The sequence below is a fragment of the Solidesulfovibrio magneticus RS-1 genome (genome assembly GCF_000010665.1).
In the GTDB taxonomy this organism is placed as follows: Bacteria; Desulfobacterota; Desulfovibrionia; order Desulfovibrionales; family Desulfovibrionaceae; genus Solidesulfovibrio; species Solidesulfovibrio magneticus.
The window spans coordinates 3,110,242-3,126,001 of sequence record NC_012796.1 but is presented as its reverse complement, the minus strand read 5'-3'; the positions used below and the strand labels follow the sequence as shown (position 1 = coordinate 3,126,001).

The following is a 15,760-nucleotide window of genomic DNA, read 5'->3' as shown; positions in this document are numbered from 1 at the left end:
GAAGGGAGCGATACTCATGATGACCCAAAACGGATTCCCGGTAGTGACGGCGCTGATTGTCGTGCCGCTTGTCGCCGCCGTGGCGCTGCTGTTTATGCGCCGCGACTGGACGGTGCGGATGACGACCCTGGCCGTCGGCATCCTCGAATGCCTGCTTTCCTTGCCGCTTCTCGGCTATGTCCCTGACGGCCCGGCCTTCCAGTTCGTGGAAAAAGCCGACTGGCTGCCGGCCCTGGGCATGACCTACCACCTGGGCGTGGACGGCCTGAGCCTCTACATGATCCTTTTGACGGCGCTCATGCTGCCCTTGTGCGTGCTCGGGTCCTGGACCTACATCGCCAAGCGCGTCACCGAGTTCCATGTCTGCCTGCTGCTCATGACCGCCTCGTGCATCGGGGTGTTCGCGGCCCTGGACTTTGTCCTGTTCTACGTCTTCTGGGAGGCCATGCTGGTCCCCATGTACCTGCTCATCGCCGTCTGGGGCGGCCCCCGTCGGCGCTACGCCTCCATCAAGTTCTTCCTCTACACCCTGGCCGGCTCCACCTTGCTCCTGGCCGCCATCGTGGCCTTTAGGCAGGTGGGCGGCACCTTCTCCATCCCGGAGCTGATGGAAAAGAGCTACGCCTTCAAGTTCCAGTTCTGGGCCTTCCTGGCCATGGCCCTGGCCTTTGCCATCAAGGTGCCCATGTTTCCGTTCCATACTTGGCTGCCCGCCGCCCACGTCGAGGCCCCGGCCGCCGGCAGCGTGCTCCTGGCCGCCATCCTCTTAAAGATGGGCACCTACGGCTTCCTGCGCTTCTGCCTGCCGCTCACCCCGGCCGCGGCCGAGACCTTCGCGCCGCTTTTGATCGCCGTGTCCATCGCCGGCATCATCTACGGCGGCTGCATAGCCCTTGGCCAGACGGACATCAAAAAGCTCATCGCCTACTCCTCGGTGGGGCACATGGGCTTTGTGACGCTTGGCATCTTCCTGTTTAGCGTCAAAGGCGTGTCCGGCGCGATCCTGCAGATGCTCAACCACGGCATCACCACTGGTGGCCTCTTCATGATGATCGGCCTGCTCTACGAGCGCAGCCACAGCCGCGAAATCGCCGACAACCAGGGGCTGGGCAAGTTCATGCCGGCCTTCATGTTCCTGTTTGGCGTCTTCTCCCTGTCTTCCCTGGCCTTCCCCGGCACCAACAGCTTCATCGGCGAGGTGCTGGTCCTGATCGGGGCCTTCCAGGGCAACCCCTGGGTGGGCTTTGCCGCCGTGCCCGGAGCCATGCTGGCCGCCGCCTACATGCTGCGCCTGCTCCAGCGGGTGACCTGGGGCGAACCGGCCGCCTACAAGCCGTCCTGGGGCGACCTGGGACTGCGCGAGTGGGTGACGCTTGCTCCCCTTGGCATCCTGGTCTTCTACATCGGCCTGGCCCCGGCCCTTTGCATCAAAACCATCGAGCCCTCCATCACGCGGGTGCTGTCCGCCATGGAGGCCAAGAACACGGCCATGGGACTGCACAAGGACATGTCCATGGCCGAGCGGTTTAACCTGGCCGCGCCCCTGGCCGTGGCCGAGGCCGTCGACGCCGTCTCCAAGGAGCATCCATGAGCATCTTCTCGCTTCTGCCCGAACTGTGGCTGTTGGGTCTGGTGTGCGCCCTTTTTGTCGCCAGCATCAGCGACAAGAAGCAGTCGGTGGCCTCCTGGCTGCCCATGGCTGCCGGCCTTGGCGTCCTGGCCGCGCTTTTCGCCCTGGGCGAACGCGGCGAGTTCCTCTACGCCGCCTACAAGCTCGACGGCCTGTCGCAGTTCTTTAAACTGCTCATCGCCTTCGGGTTCGCCGTGGTGACGGGCATCGCCGCCGGCAACAAGGAAGGCAAGGACCTGACCCCGGACTACTTCATGCTCCTGGCCCTGTCGGCCTGGGGGTTGATGCTGCTCGCCTCGTGCGTGGAACTCATCACCTTGTATCTGGCCCTGGAGTTGTCCTCCTACAGCCTCTACGCCCTGATCCCGCTTCGCGGCCAGGATCGTCGGGCGGCCGAGGCCGGCATCAAGTACATCCTCTTCGGCGCGGCCGTGACCGCCCTGGCGCTTTTCGGCCTGTCCTACATCATCGCGGCCAAGCACACGACCTACCTGTCGGGACTGGCCGCCACGTCCTGGAGCTTTGCTGACGCGCCCATGGCCGTCATCGGTTTGACCCTGTTCCTGGCCGGTTTCTTCTACAAGCTGGCGCTGTTCCCGTTCCACTTCTGGTGCCCGGACGTCTACCAGGGCGCGAAAAACGAAACCGCCGCCTACGTGGCCACCATCCCCAAGCTCGGGGCCGTGGTGGTGCTGGTGCGGCTGGCCGCCTTCGTGGCCCCCCATCTTGAGGTCACCACCATCCTGGCCATCCTCGGCGCGGTGTCCATGACCGCCGGCAACCTGGCCGCCCTGGTCCAGCGCGACCTGAAGCGCTTGCTCGGTTTCTCCTCGGTGGCCCACGCCGGCTACGTGATGCTCGGCCTTGCCGCCGGCTCGGCCGCCGGCATGTCGGCCGCCGCCTTCTACAGCCTGGCCTACATCCTCATGAACCTGGCCGCCTTCTACGTCGTGTGCGCCATCGCCAAAAACGACGAGAACCCCAGTCTCGACGACCTCGACGGCCTGTACAAGCGCGCCCCGGCCCTGGCCATGATCCTGGCCGTGGCCGCCTTCTCCCTGGTGGGGCTGCCGCCCACCGCCGGTTTCGCCGGCAAGCTGTTTTTGCTCTCGGCCGCCTGGGACCAGGGCTACCACTGGCTGGTCATCGTGGCCGTGCTCAATACGGCCATCTCCATCTACTACTACCTGAGCATGGTGCGCCATGCCTACACCGGTGAATCCGACGCGCCGGCCATCGTCTGGCCGCGCGGCTACCTGATCTTTGGCGGGGCCTTGGCCGTGCTGGTGCTGCTGCTCGGCATCCTGCCCGCGCCCCTGTACGATCTGGCCGCCCAGGCGGCCGGCCAGCTGCATCCGTAACCGTGCGTCCCAACGCCTAGAGACACGGTTACCGCAACTTCGAAAGGAGGAGAGGACGCATGGTTTTCACTTGGCTGCAAGCGGCGATACTGCTCTTTTTCCTGGGCGGCGTCCTATTTGCCGCAGGCCCGTTGGTCGGCTCGCTGCTCATCGCCCCAAAGGCGCATGGCGGGGCCATGGGCGAATCCTACGAGTGCGGCGTGCCCACCCACGGCAACTCTTGGATCAAGTTCGGCATCAATTACTACTTCTACGCCCTGATCTTCTTGGCCTTCGAGGTGGACATCCTCTACCTCTTCCCGGTGGCGGCGGCCTACGCCTCGCCCCAGGGACTGGCCACGACGTTTAAACTGTTGGTGTTTCTGGCGGTGCTGGCCGCCGCCGTCGTCTACTTCATGCGCAAGGGAGTGTTCACATGGCCCCGCAAAATCCAAGTCTCGCCCCGGCCGTAAATACGGTCGACCCGGCCCTGATCGCCCAGCCGGCGGTCCAGAAGCTGGTGGACGTGTGCCGGGCCATGTCCATCTGGCCCATGACCTTTGGCCTGGCCTGCTGCGCCATTGAAATGATGGCCGTGGGCATGGCCCGCTTCGATATCGCCCGCTACGGCGCGGAAGTCTTCCGTCCCTCGCCGCGCCAGTCCGACCTTATGATCGTGGCCGGCACGGTCAACAAGAAGATGGCCCCGGCCGTGGTGCGGCTCTACGAGCAGATGCCGGCCCCGCGCTACGTCATGGCCCTGGGCAACTGCGCCATCTCGGGCGGCCCGTTTAACATCGAAAACCAGTACAACGTCATCCAGGGCGTGGATACGCTCATCCCGGTGGACGTGTACGTGCCCGGCTGCCCGCCCCGTCCCGAGGCGCTGCTGGAAGGCCTTTTCGCCATCCAGGAGAAGATGACCGGACGGCGTTGGTGGCAGGTTCCCCAGGGAGGCCAGTCATGATCCCGGCCTTTGTCGCCAAGATGGGGCCGGTGTGTTCCGCGCCCATGGACCATGCCAAAACCGGCATGACCTTGTCCGTCACCGTGGAGGCCGCCAAGGTGGTGGAAGCCATGGAAGTCCTCGACGCCGAAGGCTATCTGCTCGAAGACGTCATGGCTTCCGATCTCCAGGACGGCTTTGAGATCACCTACCACTTGAGCCTGCTGGACGGGGCCAACCGCCTCGTGGTGCGGGCCATGATCCCCCACGACGCCCCAAGCCTGCCGACCATCAGCGCGGTGTATCCGGGCGCGGACTGGCACGAGCGCGAATGCTTCGATTTCTACGGCATTCGCTTCGAGGGCCACCCCAACCTGCACTATCTGCTGTTGCCCGAGGACTTCGAGGGACATCCGCTGGTCAAGGCCGACAAGGCCCGCAAGTCCCTGGCCGACCTGATGCCCCTTGGCTACCTCGTGGACTGCGGCCTGGCCGAACCCGAGGCGGAAAAGCCCAAACCCGCCGCCGTCAAGGCCGTCAAACCGGCCAAGACCGAAGACGCCTAAGGCGCGGAGGATTCATGCAAGCTTTTGACACCGCCCAATTGCCGCGCGACCCCTCGTCGGTGCGCTTCGAGCCGGGTCCCACCGAAGACAAGCTTATTTTGAGCATGGGACCCCAGCACCCGTCCACCCACGGCGTGCTGCGCATCCTGCTCGAACTCGACGGCGAGTACATCGTGCGGGCCGAACCCGTGCTTGGCTACATTCACCGGATGCACGAGTGGATGGCTGAACAAAAGACCTACTTCCAGTTCATGCCCAACATGGGTCGGGTGGACTACCTCCACGCCATGGCCTGGAACTGGGCCTACGCCGGGGCCGTGGAACGCCTGGCCGGCATCGAGGTGCCCGAGCGCGGCGAACATATCCGCGTGGCCGTCACCGAACTCAACCGCATCAGCTCCCACCTGCTCTGGTGGGGGGCTTATCTGCTTGACCTCGGGGCGTTTACCCCCATCATGTACGCCTTCGATGACCGGGAAATCCTTCTGGACATCCTGCAGGCCGTCACCGGCTCGCGCCTGACCTATTCCTACTTTACCTTCGGCGGCGTCTACAACGACGTGCCGGGCGACTTCGCCCCGCGCTGCCTGGCCTTCACCAAGCATCTGCGCTCGCGGCTGCCCATGTACCGCGATCTGGTCACGGACAACGTGATCCTGCGCGGACGCTGCGAAGGCATCGGCGAGATGGATGTGGATCTGGCCCGCCGCTACGGGGCCACGGGACCGGTCATCCGGGGCTCGGGCGCGCCCGTGGACACCCGCCGGGCCGAACCCTACAGCGTCTACGGCAAGTTCGACTTCCGCATCCCGGCCTACAGCCAGGGCGATGCCATGGCCCGGTACATGGTGCGCATGGACGAGCTGGAAACCAGTTGCGACATCATCGACCAAGCCGTTTCCGAGCTGCCGGACGGTCCCTGTTCGGCCAAGGCCCCCAAGACCCTGAAGCCCCCCAAGGGCGAGGCCTGCTACGCCGTGGAAGGCGCGCGCGGCAAAATCCTCGTCCACGTGCGCTCCGACGGCGGCCCCAAGCCGTATCGCGTGAAGCTGCGCGCCCCGGGCTTCTCCAACCTGAGCGTCTTCTGCGAGCTGGCCAGGGGAACCCTTCTGGCCGACGCCGTGTCCATCCTGGGCAGTCTGGACCTCGTCATCCCGGAGATCGACCGATGAGCCCCGACCTTTTAAGCTTCGACCATCCCCTGACGCGTCTCGTCGTCGGGTTGTTGTGCGTGTTCGCCTTCGTGGGCTTAAACGGCCTCGTCCTCGTCTGGGTGGAGCGCAAGGTGGCCGGCCATGTGCAGTTGCGGCCCGGCCCCCTGCATGTTGGCCCCTACGGCCTGCTCCAGCCCATCGTGGACGCGGTCAAACTGGTGGGCAAGCAGCTGGCTATGCCGGCCGGCGCGGACAAGTACCTCTACTGGGCCGCGCCGCTTCTGGCCTTCGCCCCGGTGACGGTGTGCTTTCTGCCGCTGCCCTTTGACCCCGACCTCGCGCCCATGCGCCTGAACATCGGCCTGGTGCTGATCCTGGCCTTCTCGGGCCTGGGCGTGCTGTCGCTGATCCTGGCCGGCTGGGGCTCCAACAACAAATGGGGCCTGCTTGGCGCGGCCCGGGCCGTGGCCCAGTCCGTGGCCTACGAAGTGCCGCTGCTTCTGGCCGTCATGTCTGTCGCCATCACCGCCGGGTCGCTGGATCTCTACGAGATCACGGGCAAGCAGGGCGGCTGGCCCTGGCAGTGGTACGGCGTGCAGAACCCGTTGGCCTTTTTCATCTTCCTGGTCTGCGCCGTGGCCGAGACCAACCGCGCGCCCTTCGATTTGCCCGAGGCCGAATCCGAGCTGACGGCCGGTTTCCACACGGAATATTCCGGCATGGGCTTTGGCCTGTTCTTCCTGGCGGAATACGCCAACATGATCGTGGTTTCCGGCGTTGCCGCCGCGCTCTTTCTCGGCGGCTGGCAGGGGCCGTTTTTGTCCGGCATCCTGTGGTTTCTGGTCAAGGTCTACGCCATTTTGCTGCTCATGATCTGGATGCGCTGGACCTATCCCCGCGTGCGTTTCGACCAGCTGCTCAATCTGAGCTGGAAGTGGCTCACGCCGCTGGCGATCATCGATCTGGCGCTGGTGGTCATCATCAAGGGCATCGGAGGCTGACATGTCGGTGAGTGAACTGTTCGAGGAAGCCTGTACCGGCCTCAAGAGCCTGTTTGTGGGCCTTGGCATCACGGGCAAGGCCTTCTGCCAGCCCCAGGTGACGGTGATCTATCCCAAGCAAGAGGTGGACAACCTGTCGACCTTCCGGGGCCATGTCGAACTCGTGGGCAAGGAAGACGACCCGTCCGTGCCGCGCTGCGTGGCTTGCGGGGCCTGCGTCAAGGCCTGTCCGTCGGATTGCCTGACCATACTGTGTCCGGTTCCGGCCAAGGAGGGCCAGGAAGACGCGCCGATGGCCATGGGGCCGGCTCCGCAAAAGGGCAGCAAGACGCCCGGCGCGGTGATCGTGGATTTTTCCCTGTGCAGCCTGTGCGGCCAATGCGCCAAGACCTGCCCGGTGGATTCGCTGCGGTTTTCCGACAATCCGTACATGGTGGCCCTGGATCGCAAGGAGTTTCGCATCGACCTCATGGCCCGCCTCAAGCGCCAGGCCGAGGAGGAATAGCAGCTAAGCCACGCTGGGCCAGAGGCGAATATTCGGACAGGCAACCGAACGTTCCCTTCTGCTGGCCGCAGCGGTAACGCCGCACCCTCTATAACAATTCAGGGGGTCCGGGGGGAATGATTCCCCCCGGCCGCCGGAGGCATCTTCCTCTTCTGCTTCTGCTTCGCATCATGCTGCCGTCTTCGGCGCGGGGAGCACCCTGCCGCGAGCCGCGCCGAAGTTTTGCCCGGTTACCCTCCCGGGCTCCCTTGGAACCCCCCGCTCAACCCGGACGGGGGGTTCTTTTTTTGCGGGCAGGGGGTTGCCTGGGGGAAGGGCTGGAGCCATAGTGGAGCCATGAACTTCGAATTCGCCGCACCGGCCAAGATTGTTTTCGGTCCCGGCCAGGCCGCGCGCCTGCCGTCCCTTGTCGCACCCTTGGGCAAACACGTTTTGCTGGTCGTGGGGGCCAGTCCCGGCCGCCATGCCGGGCTGATCCAGGCGTTTGCGGCCGCCGGCCTTGGGGTGACGCTCTTTTCCGTAGCCGGCGAACCGTCGGTGGACGTGGCCAAGGCCGGCGTCGCCTTGTGCCGGGAGGCCGGTTGCGACGTGGTCGTCAGCGTCGGCGGCGGCGGAGCCATCGACGCCGGTAAGGCCGTGGCGGCCCTGGCGACCAATCCCGGCGATCCGTATGATTATCTGGAAGTGGTGGGGGCCGGGCGGCCCCTTGTCGAGCGGCCCTTGCCCCATGTGGCCGTGCCGACCACGGCCGGCACCGGGGCCGAGGCCACGGCCAACGCCGTGCTGACCGCCCCGGCCGAGCGGGTGAAGGTGAGCCTGCGCTCGGTCATGATGCTGCCCACCGTGGCGTTGGTCGATCCCGAGCTGACGGTCTCCATGCCGCCGGCCGTGACCGCCGCCACGGGCCTGGATGCACTGACCCAACTGCTGGAGTCCTTTGTTTCCATCAAGGCCAACCCCATGACCGACGCCCTGTGCCGCGACGGTTTGCGTCTGGCCGCGCGCTATCTGGCCGCCGCCTACGACGACGGGGCGGACATGGCCGCCCGGGAGGGCATGGCCCTGGCCAGCCTGTACGGCGGCCTGGCCCTGGCCAACGCCAAGCTCGGGGCGGTGCATGGGTTTGCCGCGCCCATAGGCGGGCTTTTCGCCGCGCCTCATGGGCAGGTCTGCGCCAGCTTGTTGCCGGCGGTGGCGGCGGTCAACATCGCCGCGCTGCGGCAGCGGGAGCCGGGTTCGGGGCGGCTGGCCGCCTATGCCGCGGCGGCGGCCATGCTGACCGGCCGGGCGGATGCTTCGCCCGAGGACGGGGCGGTCTGGCTGGAAGCGTTGTGCCGCCGCCTGGGCGCGCCGACGTTGACCGCTCTGGGCTTGACCCAGGCCGACATTCCCTTGGTGGTGGAAAAGGCGGCACGGGCCAGCAGCATGCAGGGTAATCCCATTAATCTGACCACGGCCGAGCTGACGGCCATCGTGGAGCGCGCCCTGGGCTGACCCCCCGGGGAATGGCCGTCAGCCGTCTACGGCTCCGGTCGTTTCGAGCGGAAATCGTCCGTGACGCGTCCAAGCGCGTGTGCTTTGGGCTCTTGGGCTGACGAGGGCTCGACGGCGGGGATGATGGGCGGCAGGTCAAACGATGGGCCTGCCGCTTGCTGTCAGGAGGGGATCTGGGTGCGGCGTTGTCCCCCGAGCCGGAACAGGCCCCAGGGCGGGACTTCGCTTGCGCCCGAGGCGTCTTCTTGGAATTCGCCGGCAAGGTCTTCCTGTCCCATGCACTGCAAAAGCCCCATGCTCCAGAGGCAGTCGCCGCAAGGGACGGTCTCGCCGTAGCAATCGTTTTCAAAATCGAGGCTGTTGATGTCCTCGCAGGGATAGACGTTGCAGCTCGGGCAATGGGGGTAGCGCCGGCGCATCACGTCCTCGCGAAAGGCCCGATAGGCCGGGCTGTTCCAGACGGCGGCAAGGGACTGCCTGGTCATATCACCGAACACCTTGTGGGCGACCTGCTTCTCCCGGCCATAGAAATAACACGAAAAGCTGCGCCACAGGAAATGGCAGGGCGAAACCTTGCCGTCCCAGGCCACGAACATTCCGCCTTTCTTGACGCCCAGGCAGGCATGGCCGCTGACCGGCTGGACCGGCGGCAGGACAAGCCTGAGGCCGTGGCTTTCGGCGACGGTTTCCGCTCGCCGGAAGACGTCCTCCACCAGGGCAAGATCCTCGCCCGTGATGATGTTGGTCACCTGGAAGGGGATATCCTGTTTCACGGCGTCAAAGAGCATTTGCTGGACGAAATCGGCGAGGGCCTGTTCTTGCGGGGTCTTGTGGTACTTCCAGACGATCCGGAAGTACTGGTCCAGGGCAAGCCCTTGGGCTTTCGCCCTGTCCTGGCACTCCTGGTAGTACGCCTTGGCCCGACGCGTATTGACGCCAAAGACCGGCTGGGTGACCAGGGCGGCGCTAAACGGCAGCAAGTGGGACACGACCAGGGTGGTTGCGCCCCGGGCGGCCAGCCAGGAGACAAGGCCCGGCAGTTCGGCCAGATTGTCCCGCATGACCACGAACTCCGCGCCGACTTCCAGTTTGTGCCCCGGATGGTCCTTTCGGGCTTCAGCCAAGGCGGCCAGGGCGCGTTCCACGTGGCCCAGGCTCCCGCCGGCCCGGACGGCTTGGAAAAGTTCCTGGGAAGCGGCGTCCACGGAAAGAAAGATCCTGTCCAAGCCGGCGGCGAAAAGCGACGTGGCCCGGGCCCGGGTCAGGAGATGGCCGTTGGTCTGAAACCCGACCCAGCCGGTGGACGGCATGGCCTGTTTGGCGGTCTGGATGAAGGCCTCCAGGCGGGGGTGGAGCAGCGGTTCGCCGATGCCGTTGAGGACCAGGGCGTCGAGGTGGGGGAACGCCGGTTCCAGGGCGCGAAACGTTTCCGGCGACATGTCGCCCTCGGCCTGGACGCCGTGGCCGGAATGCTTGACGCACATGGCGCAGCGCAGGTTGCAGCGCGAGGTCACCTCGACGAAAAGCCGCGAGGGATGGTCGAGCCGGGACAAATCTTCGCGAGCGTCGTGACGGGTCATCATAGGTTGCCTCAGGCTGTGGCGGGGCAAGAAGTGGAGATCATGTCGAGACGGATGGGAGCAGAATCAGCGCCGTTTCGCAAGCCCAAAAAAAGGGGCGCGACCGCGTGGTCGCGCCCCTTGGCGTCGGGTGCTGGAACGTCCGGGACTAGGCTTCGATCCAGGCCTTGCTGCGGGCCACGGCGCGCTGCCAGTCGTGGAGGAGCTTGTCGCGGTCGGACTGGGCCATGTTGGGTTCAAAGCGGCGGTCGAGCTGCCACATGGCGGCGATCTCTTCTTCGCTCTTCCAGAACCCGACGGCCAGGCCGGCCAGGTAGGCCGCGCCCAGGGCCGTGGTTTCGGTCACCATGGGGCGCTCGACGGGCACGCCCAGCACGTCGGCCTGGAACTGCATGAGCAGGTTGTTGCGGGTGGCCCCGCCATCGGCGCGCAGGGTGTCGAGCTTGATGCCGGCGTCTTTTTGCATGCAGTCCATGATGTCAAGGGTCTGCAGGGCAATGGACTCCAGGGCGGCCCGGGCGATGTGGGCCTTGGTGGCGCCTCGGGTGATGCCGACCATGGCCCCGCGGGCGTACTGGTCCCAGTGGGGCGCGCCCAGGCCGGCGAAGGCCGGCACGAGGAAGACGCCACCGTTGTCGGGCACGGACAGGGCCAGCTGTTCGACTTCCGGGGCGCTTTGGATGATGCCCAGGCCGTCGCGCAGCCACTGGACCACGGCGCCGGCGATAAAGACGCTGCCTTCCAGGGCGAAGTAGCGGCCGGACGGGGTGGCCCAGGCCATGGTGGTCAGCAGGTTGTTGTTGCTGGGGCGGGGGGCCTTGCCGGTGTTCATGAGCATGAAGCAGCCGGTGCCGTAGGTGTTCTTGGCCATGCCTTCCTTGAGGCAGGCGTTGCCGTAGGTGGCGGCCTGCTGGTCGCCGGCGTTGCCGGCGATGGGCAGGGCTTTGCCCAGGAATTCGGGGTGGATTTCGCCCACCACTTCCGAGGACTTGGACACCCGGGGCAGCATGGCGGCTGGCACGCCGATGATGGCCAGCAGCTCGTCGTCCCAGGCTCCGGTGTTGATGTTAAAAAGCAGGGTGCGGCTGGCGTTGGACTCGTCGGTGACGTGGACCGCGCCCTTGGTCAGGTTCCAGATGAGCCAGGAGTCGATGGTGCCGAAGAGCAGTTCGCCCTTGTCGGCCTTTTCCCGGGCGCCGGGCACGTTGTCGAGAATCCAGCGGACCTTGGTGCCGGAGAAGTAGGCGTCGATGACGAGGCCCGTTTTCTGGCGGATGACGTCGGCCAGGCCCTTGGCCTTGAGTTCGTCGCAGAAGCCGGCGGTGCGGCGGTCCTGCCAGACGATGGCGTTGTGGATGGGTGCGCCGGTTTTCTTGTCCCAGACGACCGTGGTTTCACGCTGGTTGGTGATGCCGATGGCGGCCACGTCCGAGGCGTCCACGCCGGCGAACTGCAGGCATTCGCGCATGACGTAGGACTGGGTGTCGAAGATCTCGTTGGCGTTGTGCTCGACCCAGCCCGGCTGGGGGTAGATCTGGGTGAACTCTTTCTGGGCGATCTGTTTGATGTCGCCTTCGCGGGTGAACAGGATAGCGCGGGAGCTGGTGGTGCCCTGGTCGAGGGAGAGAATGTAATTGGCCATGGGTGTACGCCTCCTAGGCTTCGAGATCCTTGTTGAGCGAACCGGTGGTCTTGTCGTAGATCAGCGCGCCGAGCGGGCCGCCGATGAGCGGGCCGACGATGGGCACCAGCACGATGCTCACGTCCATGAGGTTGGGCTGGGTGAAGCCGGCCACCAGGGCGAAGAAGCGGGGGCCGAAGTCGCGGGCGGGGTTGATGGCGTATCCGTTCATGGCGCCAAAGCTCATGCCGATGCCCATGACGAGCATGGCCACGGCGATGGGGCCGAGCCAGCCGTTTTTGTTCTTGGCGGCGAAGTCGCCGATGGCCAGGACGCCGAAGAGCAGGATGGCGGTGCCGATGATCTGGTCGATGAAGCCCGGCATGAAGCCCGGCACGGCCGGGAAGGTGCAGAAGATGCCGGCGGTCTTGACCAGCTGCGGGTCAAACATGAGCCATTTGGCGTGGAAATCGGTGAAAACCAGGGCTGCTCCGGCAAAGCCGCCGGCGGTCTGGGCCAGGGAGTAGGGCAGCACTTTCTTCCAGGGGAAGCGGCCGGTGACGGCCAGGGCCAGGCTCACGGCCGGGTTGATGTGGGCTCCGGACCGCAAGCTGGCCAGGACGCCAAAAAGGACGCCCATGCTCCAGCCAAGGGTAATGGTGTTCCAAGTGACGGTCAGCGCGTCCCCGAAAAAGACTTTCATGGCCACGCAGCCTGCGCCGAACAGGATGAGAACCATGGTCCCCATGAATTCGGACAGCATTTCCCTGCCCAGTGACGACTCGTTGCTCATGTAACCCCTCCTCCATTTGCGTCGTTGGCCGCTGCCCTCCTGGCGGGACGGGACGCGGCGGTTGAACCCAGACCTTCCCTAGCCGTTCTAGGCCTGTGCGGCGGCCTGGTCCTCCCGCCCGGCGAACCAGGCGGCAAGCAGCCGGCAGGCGTTATCCACTTCGCTGTCACGCCGCGCCTCGTCCCAGCCGAGTTCGCGGGCCATGATGTCGGCCACGGCCGCAGCGGCCTGCATGGCGTGGCGCATGTTGAGCAGCCCAAGCGGCAGGCGGCGCAGGAGCACGTCGCCCACGTGTTGGGCCATTTCGTGGCGCACGGCAAAAGCCACTTCCGCGCCGACGTAGGGGTGTTCGGGATGCAGCGGGGTCAACAGATCCTCGTCGCGGCCCAGTTTGACGATGGCGGCGGCTTCGTCGCCGTAAAGCGTCCACAGGGAGCGGGCCAGCTCGTCGGCCACGCCTTCGCGGCGGGCCAGATCGCGCCAGCCCTCGGGCAGATAGGCCCGGGAGCCGAGCAGGCGCAGTTCCTGGGTGGCGCAGGGGCGCGACTGGCCGAGGCAAAACGTCTGGCAAGCGGCGTCCACGGCTTCCTCGGCCATGCTGCGGTAACTCGTCCATTTGCCGCCGGTCATGGTGAGGAGTCCCGAGGCGCTGATGTCGATGACGTGGGAACGGGCCAGTTCCTGGGTGTTTTTCTTGTTGGGATTAAAGACCAGGGGCCGCAGGCCGCTCCACACGGCCAGCACGTCGTCGCGGGTGACGGGCCGGCGCAGGTAGGCGCTGGCGTAGCGCAGCAGATAATCGACGTCGCGGCGTTCGGGAGCCGGATCGAATTCGATGGGCGCGGGCTCGTCGGTGGTGCCGAACAGCACGAACCCCTGCCAGGGGATCATGAAGAGCACGCGGCCGTCTTCCGTCTTGGGGATCATGAGCGACAGGTCACGGGGGGCGACGTCGGCGGGCAGCAGGATGTGGATGCCGGAGCTGGTCTTGAGCATGGGGGCGACTTCGGGGTCGTCCATGCGGCGGATGGCGTCGGCAAAGGGGCCGGCGGCGTTGACCACGCCCTTGGCGGCGATAGTGAATTCCTGGCCGTCCAGGCAATCGCGCACGGTAACGCCCGAGATGCGGCCGCCCTGCTTGACCAGGCCAGTGACCTCGACATGGTTGGCGCAGACCGCGCCGTAGGAGGCGGCCGTGCGGGCCAGCGTCACGGCCATGCGGGCGTCGTTGAACTGGCCGTCGCTGTAGATGACGGCGGCCACGTAGCCGTCGAGGTTGAGCTGGGGGAAGAGCTTGGCGGCCTTTTTCTTGCTGACGACGGCGCTGCGGCCCAGCGACAGGCAGCCGGAGAGCATGTCGTAGAGCACGAGTCCCGCGTAGATGTAGGCGGCCTCGCGCCAGGTCTTGACCGGGGTCATGAGCCGGATGGAGTGGGCCAGGTGGGGTGCGTTTTTGAGCAGCCGGCCACGCTCGCGAAGGCCTTCGCGCACCAGATCGAACTGGGCTCTGTCGAGCTTCTTGACGGCCTTTTCGAGGTAGCGCACGCCGCCGTGGACGAGCTTGGTGCTTTTGCTGCTAGTGCCCTGGGCGAAATCGTCGCGTTCCAGCAGGGCCACGCTCAGGCCACGTGTGGCGGCGTCCAGGGCGATGCCGCAGCCGGTGGCCCCGCCGCCGATGACGACCAGATCGAAGGGGTCGCCAGCGCGCAGCTGATTGATGTTGTCTTGTCTGTTCATGATACCGCCTTGTTACGCGTCGAGAAGGCTTTGCGCCGTCTGGGCGTCGGTGACGCAGACGTGGACGTAGCCCCGGCGCAGGATGGTTTGGAGGATCGGGACCTTGGCCATGCCTCCGGACACGAGGACGATGTGCGGGACCTTGAGCAGGCCGCCGAAATCCGGCGACATGCTGCAATGGTTGACCTCGTGGTCGAGGACGTTGCCCTCGGCGTCGAGGAAGCGGCCGAAAAATTCGCCCACGGCTCCGGCCCGGGCCAGCTCGCGGCGCTGGTCGAGGCTGATGGCCCCCAGGGCGATGTTGGTGGCCTGGGCGGTCATGTCGCCGACGGCGGTCAGGATCATGTCCACGGCCAGGGCTTCCTTATAAAAGGTGCGGAAGAAGGGCTGGGCGGCGATGGTGTCGCGCACTTCCGGGGTGGAAACGAACATGGGGGCGGGCAGGTGGTTGCACACGGCGGCCGAGAGCTTTCGGGCGAACATGGCCGTGGAGTCGAAGGGGTTGACCGGACTTCGGGGCACGCCGCCGTAGAGGGAGGTGACGGAGATGTCGCGAAAGTTGCGCACGGCCATGCCGTTTATGGCCGAGCGGATGGTGTGGCCCCAGCCCACGCCGATGGACTGGCCGTCCTGAAGCTGGAGCGAGGCGTATTCGCCGGCCGGGCGGCCGATGGCGTCGTAATAGTAGCGTCCGCCGCGTTCGGGAGTGGGCAGGACAATGGCCCGGGCCAGTCCGTATTCCTTGGCCAGCCCGGCTTCGAGGGCGACGCAGTCCTTGAAGGCGGTGTTGATGACGACGCGGATGAGCCCGGCTTCGCGGCCGGCCTGGAGCAGGCGGTTGACCTTGATGCGGGTGATGCCGAGGCGGTCGCCGATTTCGGCCTGGGTGAGCTCTTCCTTGAAGTACAGCCAGGCGACCCGGGAGATGAGCTGGTGTTCGCTGTCGTCTGGGGTGGTCATGGCAGGCTCCGAGGGTCCTGGGCCGGGTTTGGCGTGTGAACTTTTGGTGACCAATGAGTACAATTGTTATGCGGGTGCGTCAATAGGGCTTCGAAAAAACGACAGAAGATCCCCACAAAAGCGTTGTCCCTGGTCGCTGTCAATGCCGACACTAACGGGCAAAGGTTTCTCCTGGGAGTTGGGATTGTTGCTGCTGGCGGGCGATTGTCGTTGCTGACGCCTGTTTTGACAAATTTGCAAACGATCGGATCATCTGTTTGTTGTTTCCACATCTGTTCCGAAAAAAAAGTCTGGGCGGGAAAGCAAACGGCGGGGTGATGGGTGCAGGATCGGTCCGTCTGGCCATCGCCCGGCGGCGACCCAAAAAGCCCGGAAGGCGTTTCTCGGACGAAACGAGGCGCGTGTCGCGACCGAAACGGGGCTGGGCATTTAT

At 65.6% G+C, this 15,760-nt stretch carries 14 protein-coding genes; 9 read left to right on the top strand and 5 right to left on the bottom strand.

The window, feature by feature from the left end; translation table 11 throughout:
- Nucleotides 1-16 precede the first annotated feature (16 nt).
- The 9 genes from DMR_RS13360 to DMR_RS13320 all read left to right on the top strand — a co-directional run bounded on the left by DMR_RS13360 (nt 17) and on the right by DMR_RS13320 (nt 8,636).
- Nucleotides 17-1,591, top strand: a complete 1,575-nt coding sequence (locus tag DMR_RS13360) for a complex I subunit 4 family protein (RefSeq protein WP_043600682.1) — start codon at nt 17-19, stop codon at nt 1,589-1,591.
- Nucleotides 1,588-2,991 carry an NADH-quinone oxidoreductase subunit N gene (locus DMR_RS13355; RefSeq protein ID WP_015861439.1) on the top strand — a complete coding sequence of 468 codons (1,404 nt, stop codon included), beginning with the start codon at nt 1,588-1,590 and terminating at the stop codon, nt 2,989-2,991. The genes DMR_RS13360 and DMR_RS13355 overlap by 4 nt, the downstream gene beginning before the upstream one ends.
- A gap of 59 nt (nt 2,992-3,050) precedes the next feature.
- On the top strand, nt 3,051-3,443 hold the full coding sequence (locus DMR_RS13350; RefSeq protein WP_015861438.1) for an NADH-quinone oxidoreductase subunit A: 393 nt from the start codon (nt 3,051-3,053) through the stop codon (nt 3,441-3,443).
- Nucleotides 3,407-3,937, top strand: a complete 531-nt coding sequence (locus tag DMR_RS13345; RefSeq protein ID WP_015861437.1) for an NADH-quinone oxidoreductase subunit B — start codon at nt 3,407-3,409, stop codon at nt 3,935-3,937. The genes DMR_RS13350 and DMR_RS13345 overlap by 37 nt, the downstream gene beginning before the upstream one ends.
- The gene (locus DMR_RS13340) at nt 3,934-4,482 is read left to right on the top strand and encodes an NADH-quinone oxidoreductase subunit C (RefSeq protein ID WP_052278997.1); all 549 of its coding nucleotides are present in this window, start codon (nt 3,934-3,936) and stop codon (nt 4,480-4,482) included. Before DMR_RS13345 ends, DMR_RS13340 begins: the two co-directional genes overlap by 4 nt.
- Nucleotides 4,483-4,496: 14 nt before the next feature.
- Nucleotides 4,497-5,654 (top strand): NADH-quinone oxidoreductase subunit D, encoded by a 1,158-nt coding sequence (locus DMR_RS13335; RefSeq protein ID WP_043600679.1) that lies wholly within the window; start codon nt 4,497-4,499, stop codon nt 5,652-5,654.
- Nucleotides 5,651-6,637 (top strand): NADH-quinone oxidoreductase subunit NuoH, encoded by a 987-nt coding sequence (nuoH, locus tag DMR_RS13330; RefSeq protein WP_015861434.1) that lies wholly within the window; start codon nt 5,651-5,653, stop codon nt 6,635-6,637. The genes DMR_RS13335 and nuoH overlap by 4 nt, the downstream gene beginning before the upstream one ends.
- A gap of 1 nt (nt 6,638) precedes the next feature.
- Nucleotides 6,639-7,142 (top strand): 4Fe-4S binding protein, encoded by a 504-nt coding sequence (locus DMR_RS13325; RefSeq protein ID WP_015861433.1) that lies wholly within the window; start codon nt 6,639-6,641, stop codon nt 7,140-7,142.
- A 336-nt stretch (nt 7,143-7,478) separates the two neighbouring features.
- Nucleotides 7,479-8,636: an iron-containing alcohol dehydrogenase gene (locus DMR_RS13320; RefSeq protein WP_043600676.1), complete on the top strand. Its 1,158-nt coding sequence runs from the start codon at nt 7,479-7,481 to the stop codon at nt 8,634-8,636.
- Between the two features lie 161 nt (nt 8,637-8,797).
- Here the strand turns inward: DMR_RS13320 and DMR_RS13315 are convergent, their stop codons facing one another.
- From DMR_RS13315 to DMR_RS13295, 5 genes are all read right to left on the bottom strand, one after another.
- Nucleotides 8,798-10,219, bottom strand: a complete 1,422-nt coding sequence (locus DMR_RS13315; RefSeq protein WP_232502790.1) for a radical SAM/SPASM domain-containing protein — start codon at nt 10,217-10,219, stop codon at nt 8,798-8,800.
- A 145-nt stretch (nt 10,220-10,364) separates the two neighbouring features.
- Entirely contained in the window at nt 10,365-11,858 is a 1,494-nt protein-coding gene (gene glpK / locus DMR_RS13310) for a glycerol kinase GlpK (RefSeq protein WP_015861430.1), read from the bottom strand.
- Between the two features lie 13 nt (nt 11,859-11,871).
- Nucleotides 11,872-12,630, bottom strand: coding sequence for an MIP/aquaporin family protein (locus tag DMR_RS13305; protein ID WP_015861429.1), 759 nt, complete (start codon nt 12,628-12,630; stop codon nt 11,872-11,874).
- 87 nt (nt 12,631-12,717) lie between these two features.
- Nucleotides 12,718-14,367 carry a glycerol-3-phosphate dehydrogenase/oxidase gene (locus tag DMR_RS13300; RefSeq protein WP_015861428.1) on the bottom strand — a complete coding sequence of 550 codons (1,650 nt, stop codon included), beginning with the start codon at nt 14,365-14,367 and terminating at the stop codon, nt 12,718-12,720.
- A 12-nt stretch (nt 14,368-14,379) separates the two neighbouring features.
- Complete coding sequence (locus tag DMR_RS13295; RefSeq protein WP_015861427.1) at nt 14,380-15,327, bottom strand: sugar-binding transcriptional regulator; 948 nt, start codon at nt 15,325-15,327, stop codon at nt 14,380-14,382.
- Nucleotides 15,328-15,760 lie beyond the last annotated feature (433 nt).